Source organism: Vibrio sp. B172a (assembly GCF_030248355.1).
Taxonomy (GTDB): Bacteria; Pseudomonadota; Gammaproteobacteria; order Enterobacterales; family Vibrionaceae; genus Vibrio; species Vibrio owensii.
This window is the reverse complement of sequence record NZ_JAHGAC010000003.1, coordinates 398,054-421,685: the sequence shown is the minus strand read 5'-3', so window position 1 is coordinate 421,685 and position 23,632 is coordinate 398,054. Positions and strand designations below refer to the sequence as shown.

Below are 23,632 nucleotides of genomic sequence, written 5' to 3'. Positions count from 1 at the left end.
TGTTAGGCAAATGGTCTAACTTCAACAAGAATGGTAATGAGCAACAGATAGCAAATGTCGTGCCAATTAAATATCAGCTAATTTTCAATAGGTTAGCTATTTATCTTAGAAATTGTAGGGATAAAAAAACCGACTGGGACATTTTGTCTCAGTCGGTTCATTGAGCGTTTAGTCAAAATGTACCTATTCTTTGTGTGGTATATTTTGTCCCACCTCTTCAGGGGCTAGTTTTGTCTCTGGAATATCACTTTCATCAGATACTGTGTTTATATCCAGTTCTTTTTGTTCTTCGGGAATTTCGGCACCTTCAGCAAGTTCTACATCATCCGATTCAATATCACTTTCTTCATGAGATTCAGTTGGTTGCGTGGTTTCTTCTGCTGGTTCTTCTTCCGTTTTCTCTTTCACCCAATCACGAAGTGTTTCAGCCACCCCTTCAGAAAGCGACTTGAGGTTACTGTAGTCATCGTCGTAATCATCCAAACCATCGCGAACGTTAAACTCTTCTGATAAGAACATCTTACGCAGTGCAGCTTTCTTAACGCTCTCTGAAGCCTCAGAAACCAATAACTGCGCTACGGACATCTCTTCAGGATCAGTGGCTTCGCTTGATGCTTCTTGAGATTCAGTCTCTATAGCAGGAGCCTCGGTAACCAATGCTTGCGCTTCAGTGCTTAATTCTTCATGAGCTTGTGCGGTTTCTGGTTCAGTAGATTCAACAGACTCCACGACCTTAGCGTCTGAAGGCTCGGTTGTGGTTTCTTCTAATTTACGTTTCGACCAACGGCTAAAAAAACTAGTTGCCATTTGCTCTGCCCGCTCCTTTGCGTTTCTTACGTCTTACTTCTAACAACTCACCGTGGCGCCCAATAAAAGCTTCCATCCAAGCTTGAATGGCTAACGGCATATCATTAGATAATACTAGGTTATCGCCATCCATATATTGCGCAGCGACAGTTTGAGACGCCGTAAGCAATTGAATCGTCGGTGTATCACCAGAGTCGACATTGTCCATAACCAAGAAAAGCTTTGGTTGTTGCGAGCTCAGGTTAAAGCGGTAATCGGTGCGCTCGTCTTTGTGCAATTGCAGCAAGCACACGTGTTGAGTATCTTCGGTTGGGTTAATTTCAAATCCCGTCAGTTGCCATTGGGTCGTAACCCAAATACCGGTACTGATCTCATGCTCTACAAGATCCACACCTACCGGCCATGAATCTTCATTTTTCTCGAACTGTTTCTTATCCGACATAACTCACCCAATTTGTTCTATGTTGGCTTTAAGACAGAAAAGGACATTTTGTACTTTGCTTTCAACCATTTTAGCGGTACAAAGCAATAAACGCGCCAAATCAAACTCAAATTCTCCCCAAGATCAAAACTAGTCGATACGCAAACCGATATCTGTGTCATTACTGCGATATCGCGGTTTTTGCATTGAATTGACCTAAAGCCTCGCAATTTCTCGCATAACGGCTATTTTGGAATGAGAATTGCTTTGTAAGCAGAGTTAAGACGAATAGACCCATTAATGAGAGCGTGTATCGGCTCTCTCATTCATTAGGACATGACTGTGGTAAAACCAAACATTATTAAAACCAGTGAAAATCCCCTACAGACCATCGAAGTAGAAGTGTTTGACGAATACGGTGAGAAGCTGACTAAGCAAATCGCCTGTGAGCGCCCTCTTACGGTGATGTTGAACTGGAAGGAAGTCGTTACGCTAATGACGCTTGGCTCTCGCCCTGAAGCACTTGTGTTGGGTTATTTAAAGAACCAGAGCTTCTTGTCTGATCCTGAAGCGATTGAATCGGTCATTATTGACTGGGAAACCCACTCAGCTGCGGTTATCACCAAAGAAAATACTGAGCACTTAGAAGGCGCGCTGAAGAAAAAGACTGTGACGTCTGGCTGTGGTCAAGGCACTATGTACGGCAACGTAATGAAGCAGCTTGAAGATTACCAAGTGCCACAAGTACCTTTAAAGCAATCTGAAATCTACGCGGCGCTTGAAGCATTGACGCATTACAACGATACCTACAAAAAAGCAGGTGCAGTGCATGGCTGTGCAGTGTGTAAAGGCAACGAAGTACTGTCTTTTGTGGAAGATGTTGGTCGTCACAACGCAGTTGATACGCTAGCGGGTGAAATGTGGCTTAACCAAGAAACCGGTGAAGATAAAATTTTCTACACAACTGGTCGCCTTACATCAGAGATGGTGATTAAAGTGGCGCAGATGGGTATTCCTGTTTTGCTCTCTCGCTCGGGCGTAACTCAAATGGGTTTGGATCTGGCGAAAAAGTTTGGCATCACCACCATCGCTCGTGCGAAAGGCTTACGCTTCCAAGTCTTTACTGGTGCAGAGAAGATTGATTTTGACGTGAAAGGCAATCAATAACCTCTCACTAAGTCGTCAGATGAGTTAGACTTAAACTATCATGTGGATTCACAAAGGATGTGAACTATGAACAACGATCAGCTGTGGAATTATCTACTCACCCCAAGCGGCATCATCGTTTCGATGATCATTACCTTCGGGCTCGTTGGGATTTATGCTTATCTAATGAGGCAATTTAAGGATTGAACGCCACAACCTAGCGCTAGCAAAGAATTATCGCTCACAAAGAATAGACATAAAAAAAGACCTCGTGATGAGGTCTTTTTCTTTATTCGGAAGAAGGATTAACCTTCAATACCACGAGATTTTAGGAACTCAGAGTAAGTGCCTTTAAAGTCTGTGATTTTACCATCGCGGATTTCGATGATACGTGTTGCTAGCGAGTCTACGAATACACGGTCGTGCGATACGAAGAACAATGTGCCTTTGTACTGCTCTAGTGCCGTGTTCAATGATTCGATCGATTCCATATCCATGTGGTTGGTTGGTTCGTCCATCAGCAGCATGTTTGGTTTGTGCATCATTAGCTTACCAAGCAGCATACGACCTTGCTCACCACCAGACAGTACTTTTACTGACTTCTTAATGTCGTCTTGGCCAAACAACATACGACCTAGGAAGCTGCGAACGACTTGCTCGTCATCGCCTTCTTGACGCCACTGACCCATCCAATCTGTTAGGTTCATGTCTTCAGCAAAATCGTGTGCGTGGTCTTGCGCGTAGTAACCGATGTTCGCGTTCTCAGACCATTTGAACTCACCAATACGAGGTTCTAGTACACCAGCAAGTGTGTTCAATAGGGTTGTTTTACCCACACCGTTCTCACCGATGATTGCAACGCGCTCACCGACTTCAAAAATCGCATTGAAGTTGGCAAACAGGTCGTCTTCAAAACCTTGGCTTAGGTTTTCAACAATCAGAGCGTTACGGAATAGCTCTTTAGACTGCTCAAAACGGATGAATGGGTTTTGGCGGCTAGAAGCTTTTACTTCGTCCAGTTTGATCTTGTCGATTTGCTTCGCACGTGAAGTTGCTTGTTTTGCTTTTGATGCGTTTGCAGAGAAACGTGCAACGAACGTTTGTAGCTCAGCGATTTGTGCTTTCTTCTTCGCGTTGTCGTTCAGTAGACGTTCACGAGCTTGAGAAGCCGCAGTCATGTACTCGTCGTAGTTACCTGGGTAAACACGTAGCTCGCCGTAGTCCAAGTCAGCCATGTGCGTACATACTGAGTTTAGAAAGTGACGGTCGTGCGAGATGATGATCATTGTGCAGTTACGCGCGTTTAGCGTGTCTTCCAACCAACGGATAGTGTCCATGTCCAAGTTGTTGGTAGGTTCGTCAAGAAGCATAACGTCAGGGTCTGCGAATAGAACCTGCGCTAGAAGCACACGAAGTTTCCAACCCGGTGCAACTTCACTCATTAGACCGAAGTGTTGCTCCATTGGAATACCTACAGCAAGAAGAAGCTCACCCGCTTTCGCTTCTGCCATGTATCCGTCCATTTCCGCGAACTGAACTTCTAGGTCAGCCACTTTCATGCCGTCTTCTTCGCTCATTTCAGCAAGTGAGTAGATGCGGTCACGCTCTTGCTTCACTTCCCATAGCTCTTTATGACCCATGATTACTGTATCGATTACAGTGAATTCTTCGTACGCGAACTGGTCCTGGTTCAGTTTTGCAACGCGCTCGTTTGGATCGTAGCTTACGTTACCGCTTGTTTGTTCAAGCTCACCGCTCAGGATTTTCATAAAGGTTGATTTACCACAACCGTTAGCCCCGATTAAGCCGTAGCGGTTACCTTCGCCGAACTTAACTGAGATGTTTTCAAATAGCGGCTTAGCGCCAAATTGTTGAGTAATATTCGCTGTGGAAATCAAAACCTTTACCTTAGCAATTCAAGTTTATTGGGAAAAACCGCGCAACGTTACTGCTTAAGGCTACACACTTCAAGTTTTGTTTTTATTAATTAATGAGAAAAAGCATTCTTTATCGGGCTGAATTTTGAGATTTGGCTAACATAAACCTCGCCAATTTTAAGGTTTCTAACTCTAACCGGCTCAAAACTGAGACATAAATCCGTCATGACTAACCATTGACATACCCCATGAAATTGGGTTTATAGTGCGTCCCCTTTTATCAATTCCGTACGTTATTCCTTTATTAAGCATCCGTTTCTCAAAGGAAATCGCAACATCGCGCACGGTCATTGGGTAAAACTCGCATATCGCGATAAAGCAACTACACTAACTCTAACCTTATAAGTTTTAAGAGAATTTTATGCATTTCATGGCGCGCATTTTAATGCTAGTCGGTCTCGTGCTTTCTTTACCTGCTCACGCTGAGTGGGAGTACGAATTCCAACCTGAGCCTCAAATCCTCCCTGTGGCGCAAGAGATCACTCAGGAGATCAACAAGCTGCCAGAGCCTTTGTTTATGTCTGACCAAGACAAACGTAAGGTCAACCAACTGCTCAATGCAGTAATGAATGAGCAGCGCAAACAAACCCTTATCTTTGATCAACACTTAAAGACATTCCGTGAGTCAGGTGAAGACAAAGAATGGTTTGAGACGCAATCCAGTTACCTGACGGTTAACAGCTTAGGTCAAAGCAAAGAACGTTTATTAGAGCTGACCGACCCGATCACGCATGACAAATTGACCGGTTTTGGTCCTTATGGTGTCACGCAGTTTAAGCAAGAGTGGCGTCAAACTCAGCTTAACGTTGAATATTTGGTGTTCTTCCAGATTCGCTCTTTCCAATCTCTGATTAAGGAAATTCTGATTTCACCGATTCCGGTCGTTTGGGCTGGCATCAAAGTGTTGTTTATCTACTTCGGTTTGGTGTGGTGGCTAACCAATAGCAAGCGCATCATTACCCTATTCCGCGAAACGCAGCTAGATAACGTCGCTAAACCACCAATCTGGGTTCGTTTGATTTGGTATATCAGCCGCGCGCACAGAGCAATTGCTTGGTTGATTGCGATTACGCTCTCGCTTCGAGTGCTATCAGAAATCCCAAGCTTGCAGCATTTGATCATTCTAGAAATCTTCACATGGTGGGTTCTAGGTGGTTCTATCGCGATTAGCTTTATTCTGGAGTTCACTTATCGCAACAGCCGCAGCACTAGCCAAGAGGTGATTGCCCTACGTCTTTCAACCATTCGTCGTTACGTTTGGAGCGCCATTGTTGCTGGCGTAATTCTGCAAATCTCGATTCGTACGCTGGGTAAAGGCACCATCTACTCGTGGATCTACAGCGCGCTGTTCTTCTGGTTTGTATTGGTGACACTGTCGGTATTGCGCCTATGGCGTAAGAAGGTATTTGAAGTCGCGGAGAAGCTCTCTGATCGTCCTGTTTGGGTAAACTGGTCAATCCGTCGTAAAGATACCTTGTTGTTAAGCATCATCGGTACGGCTATTTGTGCTGTGTGGATTATGCTGCACAGCTTTAAACACCGCATCGTCGCAATGTTGTCTAACTACACCATGTTCAGCCAAGCGCTGGCGTACTTATTCCGTATCGAAGTTGCCAAACAAACGGGTAATAACGGTGGTGATACCAATCTAGTAAGAATCAAAGGCGAGCAAACGTTCGAGTACATTCTCCCTGGTAGCGAAGACAGCGAGTTGGTGGAGTATGCCTCTGACGAAATCAAGCAACTGTCTAAATATCTGCTGACAGATAGCCCTGCCGTGTGTGTGATTTCTGGTGAGCGTGGCGTCGGTACAACGACCTTCCTGCGCACTATCCTGAACAAAGTGAAGAACGCCGAACCGCTTTATCTGAACTGTCCATACGCAGGTTACAGTGAGCTACTAAAAGAGCTGGCTCTACAACTTGGGTTGGAAGAAGACGCGTCTGAGATTCAGGTTCTTGCGCATTTACGTAAAAGTGACACGCCTTACCTTATCGCAGTTGATAACGCCCAGCGCTTAGTTAAGCCAATGGTAGGCGGCTTAAGCGGTTTGATTAAACTGACTAACCTACTTCGTCGTTCTAAGAAGAATCACCGCGTTGTGATGGCGATTGAGAAAGCGAGTTGGCGTTTTGTCGACCGTGCTCGTGGCGAACGTTTGTTATTTGACTGGGTAGCGTTTATGCCGCGCTGGAGTGAGAAACAACTCTCTGCGCTGTTTGATACGCGTATTAACCAACAGATTGAGAATCCAGTAACGTTTGATGGTCTTGTCGTGCCTAAACAATGGGACCAAGAAGACATCACCGAAGAAGAACGGGCGAAACAAGGCTTCTACCGTATTCTGTGGCATTACTCTGATGGTAACCCAACGGTTGGCTTGCGCTTTTTCCGCTTGTCTCTGCGTCAGGATAAAGAGACGCAGCAAGTGGTGGTTCGATTATTCCACGCACCAGAGTCTCAAGAGCTAGAGAAAATGCCGAAGCCGATGCTGGCCGTGCTGCGCTCGATCGTTCAGCTTGAGGTGGCATCGCCGGAAGAGCTGTCTGAATGTACTCAGCTAAGTATTGCGGAAGTGATCGGTACTCTGCGCTACTTCCAAAGCCGCGGCTTTATTGAGTGGAGCGAAGACAAAGCTCGAGTGTCGGATCACTGGTTCCGTCACATTACCAACGTTCTCGACCGTCAACATTTATTGGTGAAATAACGATGAAAAAACTACTCACCGTCTTAGCGTTATCGCTATTAAGCACCTCTGCATTAGCGACTGAAGAGATCGCGAGTGTGGATAATATCTCGCAAATTGCTAGCCTAATTCGTTGGAGCGGCGTGTTCTTCTCCATCATTGTAATTGCCTCAACGTGGCTATTGCTTAAGTTCATGAACTCGATGGTAGAAAGCATCGGCAGCCAGTTCGTGCAATACCGCATGGTGCTGCAAAAGCTTCAGTCTTTCTTACAGTTCTTCATCTACTTAACCGCTGGCTCTGTCGTGTTTATGATGAGTTTCCGTATTAACGATCAAATCCTTGCTTTGATTGGTGGTACGTTAGCGGTTTCGGTTGGTTTCGCCTTGAAAGACCTAGCCGCATCCTTCATCGCGGGTATGACGGTTATGGTTGACCGTCCGTTCCAAGTTGGTGACCGCGTCACGTTCGAAGGTAACTACGGCGATATTATTGCGATTGGTTTGCGCTCTGTGCGTATGCGTACTCTAACTGACGACATCATTACGATTCCAAACAACAAGTTCTTGAGTGAAGTTGTCGTCAGCGGTAACTATGGTGCACTGGATATGCAGGTGGTGATCCCGTTTTATGTCGGCATGAATGAGGACATTACGTTAGCGCGTGACTTGATTCAGGAAGCGGCGTCTTCAAGCCGTTATATCCACTTACCTAAGCCGGTAACGGTTCTCGTCAAGCAGACCATTACGGATAACTACTTAGCAATTCAACTAACGTGTAAGGCTTACGTGGTAGATACCGCCTACGAGAAGCTATTTGAAACCGACATTACTCTGCGTGTGATGAAAGAGTTCAAGAAGCATGGCATCAATCCACCGAAGATTGCAGTGCATACGGGTTAAATCAACGTATTCCTCTCGCGTTTAGAGAAGGACAGATACAAAAAGGGTCAGTGATTACACTGACCCTTTTCTTTACGCGTTAGCTAATTGGAATCGCCGGTTAAGCGATATTCGTGACCTCAAGCAGTAACTCGGCTTTCTTTGGCAGGTAGATACTGAACGTACTGCCTTTGCCCCATTCCGATTCAGCTTTTAGCTCGCCGCCTGTTTGACTAAGAATACTTTGCGAAACAGAAAGCCCTAGACCTGTACCATCGCGCTTAGTGGTATAGAACGGAGAGAAGATACGGCTTAAGTTTTCTGGCTTGATACCACAACCTTCATCGGTGACATGAATCGTTGCGCCTTTCAGTTCGCCATCTTCAATCCAATCTTCACTCACGACGGTCAACTTGCCTTTACCGTCCATCGCGTGAATGCCATTCATCTGCAAGTTCACCAGAATCTGCAACAAGTGATGGCGATTGATCTCAACCGAAGTATGAGCTTGTAAATCGGTGACAAACTCGATATCGCGCTTCTTAGTACCGGTTTTAACCAGAGTGATGCTCTCATCGATGATTGGGTTCACGTGTTGCCACGTAATCTCGTCTTGTACACCGCCCTGACGGCTATATTGCAGCAAGCTGCGAGTGATATTACGAATACGGTCAATTTGAGCGTGAATGGCGTCAATTTCTTCCTGCACGCGGCTCGCTTCTTCACCTAGCTCAAACTGAATCAATTCAACGTTACCCAGAATCACTGCGGTTGGGTTGTTAATCTCGTGTGCAATACCTGCGGTTAACTCACCCAGTGCGGCAAGCTTTTCGTTGACGACCAGTTTGTCACGGGTTTGGTTGAGCAGTTGAATATGAAGTTCAAGCTCTTCCGTTTTGTCTTTCAAACTCGCCGTACGTTGTTGAACTTTACCTTCCAGCTGCATGGCAGAGTTCTTCAGCTCGACTTTGCGATCTTCCAAAGCGTCAAGCATGTTGTCGAACTGGCGCGCTAACTGAGCCAGCTCATGGTGTTCATCCAGCCCTAATGGACCAATGCGCTTTTCTTTGCCCAACTGGACAAGCTTCACGACCTTGTAGATGCGCTCGATTGGACGGAATAGATCACGTGAGCCGCGATACACCATCACGCCAGAAACTAAGAGCAACATTAAGGTAATCAAGCTGATCTCAACGATATTGGTCATATACGCCTTGACGAATGGCCACATCAAGTAACCGGTGTAGAGCATACCAATGACGTTATCGTACTGGTCTTTGATTGGTTGATAAGCGGTGATGTACCAAGCATCGTAAACAAACGCGCGGTCGACCCATTGCTCGCCTTCCGCCAATACCTTGTTGTATACCTCAGAACTTACTCGCGTACCGATCGCGCGCCCCAAACGTTGGTCACTGTCTAACGGAACGTTGGTACTGACACGAAGATCATCCAAAAATACCGTCAGAGTTCCCACGGGACGGAGGGTGTCGTTATCACTCAGATAGATAAGATCACGAATTTGATCGACCAATACCGTGCTGTTGTTAAGCAGCAGACCGCCATCTAAAAAGCCAATTAAGTCATTTTGCTGGCTGTAAACCGGGATCACGGTTCGACTCACCAAGCCACGCGCTTCCACTCCACCATTCTTTAGAATCGGTACTTCAGCACGTTTGGCGAGTTCGGGGTCTAGCTTTTCCAGTTCTTTTCTGTCGAGAACATCGAAGAAAGATTCGCGCTTGGTTAAATCCATAAAGCGGAATTTGTTTTCCATCGAATTAACACGTTGGAAGGACAAAAAGTCCAAACCGTAGCGTTTTTTCTGCGCAGTCACCCACTTTTGCAACTCTGCTTGTGGGACATTTTGATTCACTCGGGTACGGAAGTCATAAGAGTCCGCGAACGATTTGACGTAGTTCGCCTGCTTTTGTTGCAGCAGCGTAATGCTGTTATTAGCGACACCCAAACGCTCCGACACGTCTAACAATGCGTTTTGCCACGTATAGTGAATTGACCAATAGATCGTAATGCCAATAAGGGCTATCAGCGTTAAGAAGATTGGCGCAGACGTCAAAATCAACAGTCGATAGCGCACCATGGTTTTGAATCGGTACGTCCATTTAGACAATCCTTTGTGTTGCTGCCAACTACTACTCGGCATAATCCTCGTCCTCAGAATCCCACTCTTTGTATTTGCGCTCTAGCGTTTTTCGTGCCACTCCTAAATCTCGAGCCGCCGCGGACTTGTTGCCTTCGTGCAAATTAACCAATTGTTGGATATGCGCTTTTTCCACTTCTTTTAATGTCCAAGTGTTTGGATAGCCTTCACCGGAGAACTCTTTGCCCTCTTTGAAAGTTGGCAATTCTTCACTGTGTGACACGGTAATGGAGACATTAGGTAAAGCATGACCGCCATTGAGTTCACGCCAGTGATGCGCAGGCGGTTTACCTAACAAAATGCAGCGTTCGATGAGGTTTTTAAGTTCGCGAATGTTACCTGGCCATTCGTACTCACTCATCGCTTCCATATCTTCATGCGCCCACTTCGGTGCTTGCATGCCAAGTTCACTGGTCAGCATGTTGCTGAAGTATGGAACCAGTTCAAACAAGTCAGTTTTACGCTCACGCAGAGGGGTAACTTCGATCTTCAATACGTTTAAACGATAGTAAAGATCGCTACGGAAGTTACCTTTATTGACCTCTTCTTGCAGATTGCGGTTAGTCGCCGCGACAATACGAACATCAATGCTGATTTCACGCTCGGAACCTACCGGACGAATGGTGCGCTGCTCTAACACACGCAGCAGTGACGCTTGCATGGACAAAGGCATCTCGCCGATTTCATCAAGGAATAATGTGCCACCATTGGCTACGCGGAAAAGACCTTCGCGAGATTTCTTAGCGCCAGTAAAAGCACCCGAGGTATGACCAAACAACTCACTCTCTAAAAGCTCTGGTGCAATCGCACCACAGTTAAGTGGGACGAATGGACCTGTTCGACCACTTGCTTGGTGAATCCCTCTCGCAACCAGTTCTTTACCCGTACCCGACTCACCTTCTACTAAGACAGACGCGCGAGACGGTGCAAATTGCGTAATCAACTGCTTGAGCTGACGAGTTTTTTCCGAGCCACCAATAATCTCTGAGGTGTTGTGACGCTGATAGTCACGCTTCATCGCGTATTGCATGCGCTCATTCAAACGACGATCCATACAACGACTGACCGCTTTCAGCATCTGTTCTAGGTTAAAAGGCTTGAGGATAAAGTCCGACGCACCAAGCTGCAGTGCTCGAATGGCAATTTCCAAATCCGCGTAGCCAGTCATAAAGATGACATCCGCACGTTTGTCGTCATCTTCAAACGCTTCTTCCCATTCAATCCCTGAACGCCCCGGCAAGTTGATATCCAACAGAATCAAATCGTAGTGGCGTGAGTTACGTAGCTCTTCCGCTTCTTCAATGCTGCCCGCTGTATCGACTTGCGAAAACAGTTTGCCCAGCGCCTTTTTAAGGATGGCTTGCATACCGAGTTCGTCATCAACGACCAGTACTGAAAAAGCGTTGTATTGTTGGTTTGTACTAATATGGGATTGAGTAGACATATTTACCCCAGTTGGATTGGAATGGGACAGAGTGTACCAAGTTTAAACAGAGATACCCTACAAAAAGTGCGACATTTTGTACCAACGCAAATTTTTATGCAAATAAGTCCATGAATTAGCGCATAAATCAAACATTTTGAGCTTGTAAAATGTTGGCATCTTGTTTGCTATATGGAGTGTCCAAGTGACCTCAGGATGTGGGAGACATCAATGCAATACCATCGCTTCTCGCTCCCTCACCCTAAGGTGGCTTGTGATTTGAGCGCTCTCTGACGCTCTGGCGACTTCTTTAGTAACCCAAGACTTAAGAAGCCAAAGAATCATTGGAAAGGAAACAACTAAAATGAAAAAAATTGCGCTGACTCTAGCTGCAACGTCAATCACTCTTGTAAGCTACTCTGCTTTTTCAGCTCAAGATGGCGAACACATTCGTCTGGCGACAACAACAAGTACTTACCATTCTGGCTTACTGGACTACCTACTTCCTCAATTTGAAAAAGACACTGGCTACAAAGTGGATATCATCGCTGCTGGTACTGGTAAAGCGCTGAAGATGGGTGAAAACGGTGACGTTGATTTGGTTATGACACACGCTCCTAAAGCAGAAGGTGTGTTTGTTGAGAACGGCTACGGCGTCCTTCCACGTAAACTGATGTACAACGACTTCGTTATCGTTGGTCCTAAAGCTGACCCAGCACAAGTAAAAGACGATGCGTCAGTACTAGACGTATTCAAAGAGATCGCAAACAAAGACGCGACTTTCATCTCTCGTGGCGATGATTCTGGTACGCACAAAAAAGAATTGGGCATCTGGGCGCAAACAAAGATGGAACCAAACTTTGGTGGCTACCGCAGTGTAGGTCAAGGCATGGGTCCTACTCTAAACATGGCGTCAGAAATGCAAGGCTACACCATGACTGACCGTGGCACTTGGTTGGCTTACCAAAACAAATTGGATCTTGCGATTCTATTCCAAGGCGACGAAAAACTGTTTAACCCGTACCAAGTGATTTTGGTTAACCCAGAGCGTTACCCAACCATCAACTACCAAGGTGCGAAGGCTTTCAGTGACTGGTTGGTGAACCCACGCGGTCAAGAGCTGATCAATGGCTTCCGTCTGAATGGTAAACAATTGTTCGTTGCGAATGCTGAGAGCAAATAACGCAATATGAATCTTGCTGATACAACACTAGAAGCCCTACGCTTACTGGTGAATTTTGATGCAGACCTATGGGAGATCGTTGCGGTCTCCTTTAGTGTTTCTATTACGGCAATATCTTTGGTGGTATTGCCGTCTATTTTGATGTCCTTTGTCCTAGCCTACACCGACTTCCGTGGTAAGTGGTTCTTGCTGTCCATTGTGAACACCTTACAGGCGGTGCCAACGGTCGTGATTGGTTTGTTGCTATATATGATGCTTTCAAGAGCAGGCCCTTTGGGTGATTGGCAAATGCTGTTTACGCAAAAAGCCATGATCTTAGGACAAATGATCGTCTGTTTTCCGGTTCTGGTTTCCATGATGCACGGTGCGCTTCAATCGAGTGACCGTCGCGCAGTTGAAACAGCGATTACGTTAGGTGCGTCAATCCCTCGTATCGCTGCTACTATGATCTGGGAGACACGTTTTCCTTTATTGGCGGCTATCATTGCGGGATTCTCAAGAATCGTCACAGAGGTAGGCTGTTCAATGATGGTTGGTGGCAACATTATGGGCGTAACCCGTAATATTCCGACTGCCATTGCTATGGAAAGTAGTAAAGGTGCTTTTGCGCAAGGAGTTGCATTAGGAATTGTATTACTATCGTTAGCGTTAGCGCTCAACTTCCTCTTATCGAGCATGAGAGGCAAAGGCTATCTAAGAACATGAAGCAAGCAATCGACTCGCCATCGACCCAATGTAAGGGTGAATTATGACTATAAAAATTACCGCCGAGCAATTGTCCATGCGCTTTAAAGAGCGTGTGCTTTTCCACATCCCTGAATTGGCCATTGGCCCAAACGACGCGATTTACCTAAAAGGTGACAATGGCGTTGGTAAAACCACCCTACTCAAGATCCTTGCAGGTTTGCTCAAGCCTTCAACGGGTAAAGTGGTGGCACCGAAAGATACTTGGTTGAAGAAGTGGACACGCCGCAATGGTCGTGTTGACGTGATTTATCTCCATCAGTCTCCTTACCTTTTTGACGGCACTGTGTATGAAAACGTCGTTTATGGAGTTAAATATCAACAAGACACGGCAAAAGATAAGCGAGCTCAAGTTATTAGCGCGCTGCGCATGGTAGGGTTAGAAACCTTAGCCGATGAACACATCTCTGTATTGTCCGGCGGTGAGAAGCAACGCGTAGCGATGGCACGAGCTTGGATCTTAAAACCATCGATTTTGTTGATGGACGAACCAAGTGCCTCTCTCGACCAAGAGTCGATTGAACGTCTGGTTATCATGGCAAAAGATCTGCTTGATCGCGGTTCTAGTATTGTTGTGACTAGCCACCAAGCGAACGCGTTGACGGATTTATGTAAAAAACAGTGGTGGATTAAAGACAAGACTTTGGTAGAGTCTCCACTCTTGTATGTCATACCAAAAGAAACATCCCAAGAGAACGCATATGCTTCAGCCAACACAAACTAGTTGGGTCATTTTGGCTGGTGGTCAAGCCAGCCGTATGGGTGGAAAAGACAAAGGTCTGATCGAACTGAATCAGAAGCCACTCATCGAACACGTTATCGAACGTTTATCTCCGCAAACATCACGCATTCTAATCAATGCGAACCGAAACCAAGACGCCTACCGTGCGTTTGGTTACGTCTTCAGTGATCAATTTAAAGATTTCCCAGGCCCGATGGGCGGTATCCACGCGGGCTTGGTTCATGCAGAAACCGATTGGGTTGGCTTCGTCCCTTGCGACAGCCCTCAAATCAACACTGATCTTGTTGAACGTTTTTGCAATGCAGTAAAAGAAGATACCGATATTTTGGTTGCTCATGATGGCGACCACCAGCAGCCTGTCTTCACGCTTTACCACAAGCGCGTACTGCCAAAGCTGACCGCGTTTTTAGAACGTGGCGATCGTAAGATCATCCTACTCTACAAAGAGTGCAACACCAGTTACGTTGACTTTAGCGACTCACCAAACTGTTTCGTCAACTTAAATACGCCTGAAGAATTGGCGCAATTTGGACAACTCGAATCATGAAACACACGCTAAACATCCCTATTCTTGGTTTTGCTGCCTACTCTGGTACGGGCAAAACTACGCTACTTGAAGCATTACTACCAAAGTTGACCGAAGCAGGTTTACGCATCGGTATGCTAAAACACGCACACCATAATTTTGATGTCGACCAACCGGGTAAAGACAGCCATCGCCTACGTAAAGCGGGCGCATCGCAAATGCTGATCTCTTCTCGTAACCGCTTCGCACTGATGACAGAAACACCAGAGTCAGAATCGGAGTTTGATTACCTACTGACACGTTTCGATGAAGATAAGCTAGACGTGGTTTTAGTGGAAGGCTGCAAAAACATTGCTTTTCCTAAGATCGAATTGCACCGTGAAGAAGTCGGCAAACCTTGGCTTCATCCAAACGATGAAAACATCATCGCGATTGCTTCAGACAGCGGCGAATTGGACTCTGAACTGCCACAAATGAACATCAACGATCTTGAAGCGATTGCTCAGTTCGTTATTCAGTATGTTCAAGAAGCGAAAGCGCCAAAGAGTAAAGAGAAAGAAACCGCTTGCTGCGATACCCTTTCTCCAGCTTTCCTTTCTGTGGTTCAAGGCCAAGAAAAGATCCTATCTTTGGTGGACACGGTTGCTGAAACCGAAGCGTGCAAGATTGAAGATGCATACGGTCGTGTGCTTGCAGAGCATGTTGTGTCACCAGTAAATGTTCCGCAATACACAAACTCAGCGATGGACGGTTACGCCATTCGCGGTGATGACGTCGAGCGTGAAAGCTACCAAGTGGTTGCTGAAGTGATGGCGGGTCACGCTTACGATCAGCCTTTAGAAGTTGGTCAAGCGGTTAAGATCATGACGGGCGCTCCAACACCTATCAATGGTGATACTGTTGTTATGCGTGAACAAGCTTCCCAAGATGGCGATACAGTCACGTTCAATGGTGCGGGCATCAAAACCGGTCAAAACGTTCGCCAAGCCGGTGAAGACTTAGCAATTGGTAGCGATGTGTTTACTGCAGGCACTCGCCTAGCCTCTCCTGAGATGGGCATGATTGCTTCTCTTGGCTTCGGCGAAGCGAACGTGTTCCGCAAGTTGAAAGTAGCCGTGTTCTCTACCGGTGACGAAGTTCAAGCGCCAGGCACAGAACAGAAAGCGAATTCAATCTACGATTCAAACCGTTTCACTATCATGGGCATGTTAGAGAAGCTAGGTTGCGAGATTTTGGATTTCGGTATTCTAGAAGATAACGAGCAGTTGATGATTGAAGCACTCGAAAATGCTTCTGCGCAAGCCGACGTAGTTATGACTTCTGGCGGCGTATCCGTTGGCGATGCCGATTACATTAAGCTGGCATTGGATAAGCTGGGACAAATTGATTTCTGGCGTATCAACATGCGCCCAGGTCGTCCGCTTGCGTTCGGTCAAATCAACGATAAGCCTTTCTTTGGTTTGCCGGGTAACCCTGTGGCTGTGATGGTTTCATTCATCAACTTTGTTGAGCCCGCGCTGCGTAAGATGCAAGGTGAACAAGGCTGGAAGCCACTCAAAGTCAGTGCCATTGCGACAGAAAATCTGCGCTCTCGCCAAGGTCGTACCGAGTTTAGCCGTGGGATTTACGAGCTAGACGAAACGGGTCGCCTAACCGTTCGCACAACAGGCAAGCAAGGCTCTGGTATTCTACGTTCAATGAGTGAGGCAAACTGTTTAATCGAAATCTCCCCTGCTGTTGATACAGTAAAAACGGGAGAAAGCGTGACAATTATCCCACTTCAAGGCAGAATCTAGGCCGATTCAGAATTCAAAGGTCAGCGTGTCTGACCTTTTTATTGATAACAGAAAAATTTTTCAGAGAGACAGCTATGGCTCGCACCATTCTTTACACTTACAAAGACCAAGACAAAGAACTGACGTTCTCATACCAGCAACACCGCAACATTCAAGAAGCAGTTGCAGAGGCGGAAGGTATCGATATCACTGAGTACCTAAAGATGGAGCAGCAAATCGAAGCAGTATCTGACACCAAGGCAGTGCGCAACTACCGCGATAATCATTTCAGAAAACTTGGCTTTAGCAAAATCACCCTAGCTCAAAAAGAAAACTTGGGCGTAGGCAAAAAGAAAAAATAAGCCAAGCTATACAGACCAAAACAAAAACTCGCGATTCGTCGCGAGTTTTTTTATGTAAGCAATCTAAAGGCAACACACTATAGCTGAGGCTCTACAATCACAAACTGGTTCGTTCCTGCAATTGGCGCATACCAGTCACTGCCTTGAACGTAGAAAGTCGCCCCATTAACGGTCACCGTGGTTGCTTCATTCGGCAACACATCGACTATCTTACCCACCATCCCCTTATTCGTTACGACGGTGGTACTCGCTGTATTCACTTCGCTCTGCACAGATACCGGAGGTTGCTCCACATAAATGTACTGATCGCCACTTCGTTTGTAATAGACATTATCAACGACAGCATAAGTTATCCCCGCAATCACTAGATAAGTCGCGGTTCTCGGAATTTTATTGTAATGGTATACGCGATGAACTGGCGCTTTATAAACGGGACGGTAGATAGGCTTTACCACCACCACCTTCTTTCCATGCTTTGGTGGTTTAGGTGCTGGAGGCTTGGCAAACGTGGGGGAAACTATACCGGCTAATGCGATGCTAAGAATGCCAAAGCGTAATTTTGATGAGTTGAACATCTTCATTCCTACTGTTCGTGGAAGCAATACAAACAGCTTATCAATCGAGAGTTCAAGGGACGTAAACGAAGCGTAAAGCTGGGTAAAGATGGCGGCTCAGTTATACAAAGCAGCAGTATGGTTCGACAAAACAAAAAGCCTCGTTTCACCTTAAAGGGAAACGAGGCTTTCAATGTTGGTCTTATGTGTTTTCGCTTACCGAAAACTCAGACGATTATTTGATGTTTAGGAACGCAGCACCACGTACGCCGCCTGAATCACCGTGTTTTGCTTTGATGATCTTTGGACACTTCGCTACAGAAAGCAGGTACTTAGGAATGCGTTTTGGCATCTCTTCGTAAATCAGTTCGAAGTTAGATAGACCGCCGCCTAGTACAACAACGTGTGGGTCAGTCGCAGTAAACAGGTTCGCAAAGCAGATTGCTAGAAGCTCCATAAAGCGCTCAACGTGCTCAACCGCTTTTGCTTCGCCTTCTGCGTGTGACTTAATGATGTCGATCGCTTTCTTCTCTTCGCCGTAGTAATGCGCGTAAAGAAGCTCGAAACCACGACCAGATAGGTAGCTATCTAGACAACCTTTCTTTTCACAACCACAACCTAGTAGAGGTGCGTTGTCGCCTAGGTGGAACCATGCATCGATAGGAAGACGTGTGTGGCCTACCTCACCCGCTACGTGGTTACGACCAGAGAATACTTTACCTTCGTAGATAAAGCCGCCGCCAAAACCCGTACCAAGGATCAAACCTAGTACAGATGGTTCGTCTTGAAGGTCTTCATCCCATGCTTCAGAAAGCGCGAAACAGTTTGCATCGTTTTCAATTTTTACGCTGCGACCGATTTTAGCTTCAAGATCAGCGCGAAGTGGTTTGCCTTTTGCTGCAGGTACGTTAACCGTTAGTACGGTTGCATCATCAGCATCTTCCATCCCAGGAAGACCAAGACCAATCGTACCTTCACAACCAAATTCCGCATCGTATTTGTTAACCAGACCTGCGATAGTTTCTACTAGCAAATCGTAGTTGTCTGTTGGTGTTGGTACACGTTCAGTTGCTACACGCTCAAGTTTTTCGTTAAACGCACCAAACTCAATTTTAGTGCCACCGACATCAAAGCCGTAATACATGCAATTCTCTCCTAAAAAGCTCAAACGACTCCCAAAAAATGCTGGAGTCAAAAAAGATAAACTCCGAGCATTATCCATATCTGTACGCCTGCAAACCGTGACCGAATGCAGATTTATCCCCTCGTTGAAGCCAGTTGAACAACAAGCCATCAACAAAAGTTCATTCCTTAGAGTTAGCTCTCGATTTTAGCCCACTCTTTGAAACGTTTCAGATGCGGTCGAGACCAGTCGGTTTTTACGCGAGTTTTCGTCAGCATGTAGGTTTCACGGAAGGCTTCAAACCACAATTGCAGACACTCCGAAGCTTGCTCTTCACCTGCTTGTTTGAATACTAACGTCGCGACTTCTGCAGTGGACAGATGCTGCTCATTGTCCGAGCGGCGCATGATGTATTCAGACAATGATTCCGGCTCAATAGAAAGCACAGGCAAAGACTTCAAGAACTCGGAACGGCGGAAGATCTTACGCGCTTCACGCCAGCTGCCATCAATGAAGATCAGTAACCATTTTTTATCTGAGCCGTCGGATGCCTTAAATTGCTCTGGATTCAAACCATCCAGTAAACGCTCAGGCTCATCCACGTAATCTGCTGGGAAGACAACCACAGGTTGATAAGCATCGTTTTCTAGCAGTGCGAGCATCTCTTGAGAAGGCTCAGTACGATTCCATTGATACACGTAGGTCTCTTGAATCGTATCAGCAATTAGTCGCCCGGTATTACTCGGTTTGAACACTTCGTTTTCCGATACGATCAGCATGCAGGCAATATTGGATTCGATGTTCGGCTGAATGTCGCACAAACAATATTGCTCAGAAACCTGACAATATGGACAGCGAACCACTTTACAGCCACGAGCGTTAAACGGCTTCGTTGAGATAGATTGACGGTGCTGGTATAAACGATGGAAAGCGTGGATTCTCATGGATAGAAAGTGCCAGTTAGAATAAGTGCATGTATGAAGTAGAGCGCGATTCTACTTGCATCGCCAGTGAGTCTCAAGAAATGCTCGTAAACGGACTGATATTCACATTCCTTTATTTTCGGTGAAAGATACGGTGGAGTCTTGAGGTCTTAACAAATAAGCGAATCAATCAAGGAAATTAGCGTGACCGAAACTGCATTTAACGACCCTTCTTGGCTACGACTCAGCATCTTTATTAGTGTTTTGTTGCTTTGTACTCTGTGGGAAAACAAGCTACCGAGAAAACAGTTGACCGTCGACCGTTCATTTCGCTGGTTTAACAACCTCACATTGGTCGCACTAAACAGCGTCGTTATTGCCGTTGTGATGCCTATTGCCGCTTTTCAAGCAGCCATCATTGTTTATGAAAACCAATGGGGTCTGCTCAACGCTCTTGCCTTGCCGCCTTGGTTAAATGTGTTGATAGCCGTCGTGTTACTCGATCTCATCATTTATCTACAGCATTTAATTTTCCATCGCGTTAAACCGCTGTGGAAGCTTCACCGCATGCATCATGCAGACTTAGATATCGATGTCACAACCGGAATGCGATTCCACCCGATAGAAATCATTCTCTCAATGATTGTAAAAATCGCTGCGGTGTTTGCTTTAGGCGTGTCTCCTATCGCCATCGTAGTGTTTGAAATCGTATTGAACGCTAGCGCGATGTTTAACCATAGCAATGCAAAGCTTTCACTGCCTTGGGATGCGAAGTTACGCAAATTGGTTGTGACGCCAGACATGCATCGCGTTCACCACTCTGTCATCGTGCGCGAGACACATTCAAACTTTGGTTTCTTCTTGTCGATATGGGATCGTTTGTTTGGCACTTACCGCGCTCAACCGGAATTAGGTCATGATGATGTTGTGATTGGTGTTCCAGAGATTCGCGACAAAGACGAGCAAAGATTAGATAAACTGATCACCCAGCCATTTCGTTATAAGGAAAAGTCTTCCTCATGAGCAGTTCAATGAAAGTGAATGTGTTTGGAAAAATCATGCTTGCTGAATGCAAAGACGGGGTTTGGACGCTTTATATCGATTCAGAAACTTCGATAAAGCGTCCAATCAGAGACTTTGTAGTGCCGCCCTTTCTCGATGAAGACGAGTTACTGACCTACCTAGATGATATGTATCACGAACACGCGACCGCAACTCATCCCAATGTATTTCGGATTGAATAACCCAATTTAACTTCTGTAGCTGGACGACCGTTGGTTAACGAGAACAACGGAGAAGACTCTGTTTGCAGCACTTCAAAACCGAGTGCTTTGATAATCTCGACATTACCCGTTTCTTCCACACACCAGACACTCAGAGCATTCACTGAGCTATGTAACTTACATAAAGCCACAATTAAGCGACGAGCGATTCCTTGTTTGCGAGATGCACTTTCAACAGCCAGTCCTGATAATTGCAGCTCGTCGTCTGTAAGTTTGGCTTTGACGCAACCAACGATTCTACCTTCAAGATAATAAGCATAATTGACCCATTCATCTTTGCTTGAAGTCGGTTTCGCGGCTTTATTTGGAGAGTAGATTGCTCTCAATTCTTGAAAGCAATCTCTAGTAAGGGATACTACCGAAGGGTTTTCACTCGAAACGCGTTTAAGCATTTTCTATTTTAATGAGCTTAGGCTTTAATCAAATCGCGTTTTTTATTTGATTGGGTCACACCAACAAACAAACCGATAATCCCAAGAACAATTGAAGAGATGGCGAACACGCTCACATCTTGTTGCTTGTTGATGGCCGCGTACACAAACGCAATGCCAAAAAAGATTGCGCCAAAACTAAAGCCCGATAGCGCGGCAAAAACACCGAAGCTCGCCAGCTCCTTAAAGTTATCCATAACACTTCCCTGTTTAAATATACGTAATATCGAATAAAACAATTACCGGAATATCTGACGTGAGTGGCGATGCTTTTGCGAATTCCACAGCCAAATTGATACTCCAATAGAAAACCCTAACAACAACGTTTGCCATTGCAGTTGTCCACTGCTTTCCAATACGCCCAATCCATAGTGCGCATAAGAGTTAAAGCCTACGCTGCTCAACATAATCAATAACAGTAAAACCAGCCCAGTCCGGCGGTGCCTAATCAGCAAGTAAACGGCGAGTAAATCAAGGAGGCCAAGAGCGCTCCAATACATGTTTAACCAGCCTGGGGCAAAATCGTAAGGCAAAAAGCCATCGACAATATTGTCGTAAATGTGGATGACACCACCCACGGTCAGGCAAAGGCATAGGAGAAACAGTACGAATTTATCCATTATCGTTTCCTTTCCTTATCTGAATGAATGCGCAAAGCATATAGAAATCAGCTAAATAATTGTAATTTCGACGCCATTTTTGAGAGCGACAATGCCTTTAAACAGTACATGAGGGGTACGAAAGAATAACAATGGCATTTCTTCCTTATCAATTCGCTCCTGATAAAAGCATAGCGTTTTGCTCGGAAGTTCGCTGAGTTGTGAAAGTTCGGTCTCTCTGTAAGGCGTAAAATCCTCTTTTGATTCTTTCCAATCACCAAATTCTTGATTGAGCGACCAGAAAATCACAGTATTGGTTTTATCAAAACCGAGCTCTCTCACATCAAATCGAAGCCAACGACCTAGTGTTGTCGCCTCAAGGCCGCACTTTCTCAATCCCTCTAGTACCTTGCCCGGATGAATCGGCGTAAAGTGAAGCACGTCATTCCAATAGCAATCTAACCCATGAACACGACGCTGTAGAGCTTGCGGGCGATACTCGTATTTCTTGACATGTTGTTGATACAAGCTCGGGTGTGACGCTTTCAAGCAGTTAAGAGGTTTCAATCGGTCTCCCGTCAAATTGCTTGGTACGCGATGGTAAACGTAGGTCAAAGTTATCCCTCTTGTGGTGCTTTTAAATCAATGAACACAAACTTCATCGAAGGAGGAAAGATAAAGGTATCATCACACCGATACCCTCTTAGCCACACACCATCATCCCGCTTACGCAGATACAAACCTCTGGGATAAGTCTCTTCCTGAGCGAGAGGAGAAGAAACGAGCGTTATGTATTCGTCTTTTGTGAGCGAAATACCTTGAAGTAACAAGTATGGTGCCACGGCGAGCGGACAAGGCTCTAGCCCTTTCAGAGCTGCATGAGCAAGAAGTTCAGCCAACGTTGCTCCAAAAGGTGCCCCCAATTCCGAAGGCGTTGTTACCAATACAGACACTATCTGGCCACGCTGTTTGGTTTGTATCAATTGATCTTCAAACAGCTGTAAGGCAAACGGATTGAATTGAATGCGTTGATCTTTGAGTTCTTGAAGCAACTCTGCATTCGTGTGATTACCGATTTCAATTTTCACTTCATTGCCCCAATGCGGATAAACTCACGAACCTGCTCTAAAGCACGCTGAAAGACAGGGTGCGCATGGGAGGAAATGTCTTTCGCAACTTCATGCCAAAAGAATTCGAAATCATGTCCACCATCATCTTGAGTGTGGAAGACCCAATGTTCTGGCAACGCTTCACATTCACACAAAACGAAATGCCAACGTTGCTCTTGAAATCCACTGTCCCAAGTCCCTAAGTAGGTTGGTTGATTGACCAGTTCAATCCCCGACTCTTCTGCCAATTCTCTTTTTGCCGCACTTAAGACGTCGCAATCGAAGAGTTCAACAGTGCCTTTCACCAACTGGACGCCCGCAAGAGGATGTTTGAAAAGAAGAATCTCGCGGTTTTGTTTTCGCAACAGCAGAGGACACACTTTATCGACCACAGAGTACCTCCTCGCTCTGAAGGCATATTTGTTTCGCTTCGACTGGAAAGAGAGGCAACATGGCTAGTTCAGTAAAACTCACCCTTCTCAAAATATATTGATTGGAAGCCGATTGCCTTTGTTGCTCGGGGCCATTACCTAGCGTTGAGGTAGCTGAGCCGATATGTGATAAGAAGTAATGATCCATTCTGCCTTGATTTTGAATCTGAAACACAGGTGTGAGCGATGTCAGCTCAATAGAGGTCTCCTCCAGTGCCTCGCGTTTCGCCGCTTCAGAAAGATTTTCTCCATCCTTCACACTACCGCCAGGAAACACCCAATAGTGTCTATCGCCCTTCACTCGTTCAATCAATAAAACCTCTCGCTGATCGTTTATTAGTATCAAACTTGCTCGCTCTGGCATTCATCTCACTCCCTTGATTTA

At 45.7% G+C, this 23,632-nt stretch carries 26 protein-coding genes; 11 read left to right on the top strand and 15 right to left on the bottom strand.

What is annotated here, in order from left to right:
- Positions 1–183 precede the first annotated feature (183 nt).
- Together KIT90_RS05505 and KIT90_RS05500 are read right to left on the bottom strand one after the other, a co-directional pair.
- A complete protein-coding gene (locus tag KIT90_RS05505) occupies positions 184–807 on the bottom strand; it encodes a DUF3306 domain-containing protein (RefSeq protein WP_285375788.1) in 624 nt (207 codons plus the stop codon).
- The gene (locus KIT90_RS05500) at positions 797–1,249 is read right to left on the bottom strand and encodes a DUF3305 domain-containing protein (protein WP_005441569.1); all 453 of its coding nucleotides are present in this window, start codon (positions 1,247–1,249) and stop codon (positions 797–799) included. Before KIT90_RS05500 ends, KIT90_RS05505 begins: the two co-directional genes overlap by 11 nt.
- A 321-nt stretch (positions 1,250–1,570) precedes the next feature.
- On the opposite strand from KIT90_RS05500, the gene KIT90_RS05495 reads away from it, so the two are divergent.
- A complete protein-coding gene (locus KIT90_RS05495) occupies positions 1,571–2,395 on the top strand; it encodes a formate dehydrogenase accessory sulfurtransferase FdhD (protein ID WP_005427802.1) in 825 nt (274 codons plus the stop codon).
- A 284-nt stretch (positions 2,396–2,679) separates the two neighbouring features.
- Here KIT90_RS05495 and KIT90_RS05490 read toward each other — a convergent pair whose 3' ends face one another.
- Complete coding sequence (locus KIT90_RS05490) at positions 2,680–4,272, bottom strand: ABC-F family ATPase (protein ID WP_285375785.1); 1,593 nt, start codon at positions 4,270–4,272, stop codon at positions 2,680–2,682.
- A gap of 400 nt (positions 4,273–4,672) precedes the next feature.
- Between KIT90_RS05490 and KIT90_RS05485 the strand changes: the two genes are divergently transcribed.
- Both KIT90_RS05485 and KIT90_RS05480 read left to right on the top strand, forming a co-directional pair.
- The gene (locus KIT90_RS05485) at positions 4,673–7,018 is read left to right on the top strand and encodes an ATP-binding protein (protein ID WP_285375783.1); all 2,346 of its coding nucleotides are present in this window, start codon (positions 4,673–4,675) and stop codon (positions 7,016–7,018) included.
- 2 nt (positions 7,019–7,020) lie between these two features.
- Positions 7,021–7,899 carry a mechanosensitive ion channel family protein gene (locus KIT90_RS05480; protein ID WP_005427576.1) on the top strand — a complete coding sequence of 293 codons (879 nt, stop codon included), beginning with the start codon at positions 7,021–7,023 and terminating at the stop codon, positions 7,897–7,899.
- 100 nt (positions 7,900–7,999) lie between these two features.
- Here KIT90_RS05480 and KIT90_RS05475 read toward each other — a convergent pair whose 3' ends face one another.
- Both KIT90_RS05475 and KIT90_RS05470 read right to left on the bottom strand, forming a co-directional pair.
- Positions 8,000–10,042: a cache domain-containing protein gene (locus KIT90_RS05475; RefSeq protein ID WP_285375782.1), complete on the bottom strand. Its 2,043-nt coding sequence runs from the start codon at positions 10,040–10,042 to the stop codon at positions 8,000–8,002.
- Complete coding sequence (locus KIT90_RS05470) at positions 10,032–11,483, bottom strand: sigma-54 dependent transcriptional regulator (RefSeq protein WP_039840901.1); 1,452 nt, start codon at positions 11,481–11,483, stop codon at positions 10,032–10,034. The genes KIT90_RS05475 and KIT90_RS05470 overlap by 11 nt, the downstream gene beginning before the upstream one ends.
- A 343-nt stretch (positions 11,484–11,826) precedes the next feature.
- Between KIT90_RS05470 and KIT90_RS05465 the strand changes: the two genes are divergently transcribed.
- The 6 genes from KIT90_RS05465 (at position 11,827) to KIT90_RS05440 (ending at position 16,794) form a co-directional block, all read left to right on the top strand.
- Positions 11,827–12,645, top strand: coding sequence for a substrate-binding domain-containing protein (locus KIT90_RS05465; protein ID WP_005441551.1), 819 nt, complete (start codon positions 11,827–11,829; stop codon positions 12,643–12,645).
- A 6-nt stretch (positions 12,646–12,651) separates the two neighbouring features.
- On the top strand, positions 12,652–13,350 hold the full coding sequence (locus KIT90_RS05460; protein WP_005427748.1) for an ABC transporter permease: 699 nt from the start codon (positions 12,652–12,654) through the stop codon (positions 13,348–13,350).
- Between the two features lie 43 nt (positions 13,351–13,393).
- Positions 13,394–14,113, top strand: coding sequence for an energy-coupling factor ABC transporter ATP-binding protein (locus tag KIT90_RS05455; RefSeq protein WP_005441550.1), 720 nt, complete (start codon positions 13,394–13,396; stop codon positions 14,111–14,113).
- Complete coding sequence (gene mobA / locus KIT90_RS05450; RefSeq protein WP_285375778.1) at positions 14,091–14,678, top strand: molybdenum cofactor guanylyltransferase MobA; 588 nt, start codon at positions 14,091–14,093, stop codon at positions 14,676–14,678. Before KIT90_RS05455 ends, mobA begins: the two co-directional genes overlap by 23 nt.
- Positions 14,675–16,453, top strand: coding sequence for a bifunctional molybdopterin-guanine dinucleotide biosynthesis adaptor protein MobB/molybdopterin molybdotransferase MoeA (locus tag KIT90_RS05445; protein ID WP_285375776.1), 1,779 nt, complete (start codon positions 14,675–14,677; stop codon positions 16,451–16,453). The genes mobA and KIT90_RS05445 overlap by 4 nt, the downstream gene beginning before the upstream one ends.
- Before the next feature lie 74 nt (positions 16,454–16,527).
- Positions 16,528–16,794, top strand: coding sequence for a DUF2960 domain-containing protein (locus KIT90_RS05440; RefSeq protein ID WP_005441547.1), 267 nt, complete (start codon positions 16,528–16,530; stop codon positions 16,792–16,794).
- Between the two features lie 77 nt (positions 16,795–16,871).
- On the opposite strand, the gene KIT90_RS05435 is transcribed toward KIT90_RS05440, so the two are convergent.
- From KIT90_RS05435 to KIT90_RS05425, 3 genes are all read right to left on the bottom strand, one after another.
- Positions 16,872–17,369 carry a hypothetical protein gene (locus KIT90_RS05435; protein ID WP_285375774.1) on the bottom strand — a complete coding sequence of 166 codons (498 nt, stop codon included), beginning with the start codon at positions 17,367–17,369 and terminating at the stop codon, positions 16,872–16,874.
- A 214-nt stretch (positions 17,370–17,583) separates the two neighbouring features.
- On the bottom strand, positions 17,584–18,492 hold the full coding sequence (nagK, locus tag KIT90_RS05430; RefSeq protein ID WP_009706081.1) for an N-acetylglucosamine kinase: 909 nt from the start codon (positions 18,490–18,492) through the stop codon (positions 17,584–17,586).
- Between the two features lie 173 nt (positions 18,493–18,665).
- Complete coding sequence (locus KIT90_RS05425) at positions 18,666–19,415, bottom strand: tRNA-uridine aminocarboxypropyltransferase (RefSeq protein ID WP_285375772.1); 750 nt, start codon at positions 19,413–19,415, stop codon at positions 18,666–18,668.
- A gap of 183 nt (positions 19,416–19,598) precedes the next feature.
- Here KIT90_RS05425 and KIT90_RS05420 point away from each other — a divergent pair, with 183 nt between their 5' ends.
- Both KIT90_RS05420 and KIT90_RS05415 read left to right on the top strand, forming a co-directional pair.
- Positions 19,599–20,417, top strand: coding sequence for a sterol desaturase family protein (locus tag KIT90_RS05420; protein ID WP_285375770.1), 819 nt, complete (start codon positions 19,599–19,601; stop codon positions 20,415–20,417).
- Positions 20,414–20,638, top strand: a complete 225-nt coding sequence (locus tag KIT90_RS05415; RefSeq protein WP_285375769.1) for a hypothetical protein — start codon at positions 20,414–20,416, stop codon at positions 20,636–20,638. Before KIT90_RS05420 ends, KIT90_RS05415 begins: the two co-directional genes overlap by 4 nt.
- Here KIT90_RS05415 and KIT90_RS05410 read toward each other — a convergent pair.
- Genes KIT90_RS05410 through KIT90_RS05380 form a run of 7 tightly spaced genes read right to left on the bottom strand, consistent with a single transcriptional unit; the run spans position 20,611 to position 23,611 of the window.
- Positions 20,611–21,069 carry a GNAT family N-acetyltransferase gene (locus KIT90_RS05410; protein WP_285375768.1) on the bottom strand — a complete coding sequence of 153 codons (459 nt, stop codon included), beginning with the start codon at positions 21,067–21,069 and terminating at the stop codon, positions 20,611–20,613. The genes KIT90_RS05415 and KIT90_RS05410 overlap by 28 nt on opposite strands.
- Positions 21,070–21,086: 17 nt before the next feature.
- A complete protein-coding gene (locus KIT90_RS05405; protein ID WP_005441533.1) occupies positions 21,087–21,305 on the bottom strand; it encodes a hypothetical protein in 219 nt (72 codons plus the stop codon).
- 42 nt (positions 21,306–21,347) lie between these two features.
- Positions 21,348–21,728, bottom strand: a complete 381-nt coding sequence (locus KIT90_RS05400; protein WP_020197396.1) for a hypothetical protein — start codon at positions 21,726–21,728, stop codon at positions 21,348–21,350.
- Between the two features lie 51 nt (positions 21,729–21,779).
- Positions 21,780–22,322: a hypothetical protein gene (locus KIT90_RS05395; RefSeq protein ID WP_285375765.1), complete on the bottom strand. Its 543-nt coding sequence runs from the start codon at positions 22,320–22,322 to the stop codon at positions 21,780–21,782.
- A 2-nt stretch (positions 22,323–22,324) separates the two neighbouring features.
- Positions 22,325–22,795 (bottom strand): hypothetical protein, encoded by a 471-nt coding sequence (locus tag KIT90_RS05390; protein WP_285375763.1) that lies wholly within the window; start codon positions 22,793–22,795, stop codon positions 22,325–22,327.
- On the bottom strand, positions 22,792–23,208 hold the full coding sequence (locus KIT90_RS05385; RefSeq protein WP_285375762.1) for an NUDIX domain-containing protein: 417 nt from the start codon (positions 23,206–23,208) through the stop codon (positions 22,792–22,794). Before KIT90_RS05385 ends, KIT90_RS05390 begins: the two co-directional genes overlap by 4 nt.
- A complete protein-coding gene (locus KIT90_RS05380) occupies positions 23,198–23,611 on the bottom strand; it encodes an NUDIX domain-containing protein (protein ID WP_285375759.1) in 414 nt (137 codons plus the stop codon). Before KIT90_RS05380 ends, KIT90_RS05385 begins: the two co-directional genes overlap by 11 nt.
- Positions 23,612–23,632: the final 21 nt, after the last annotated feature.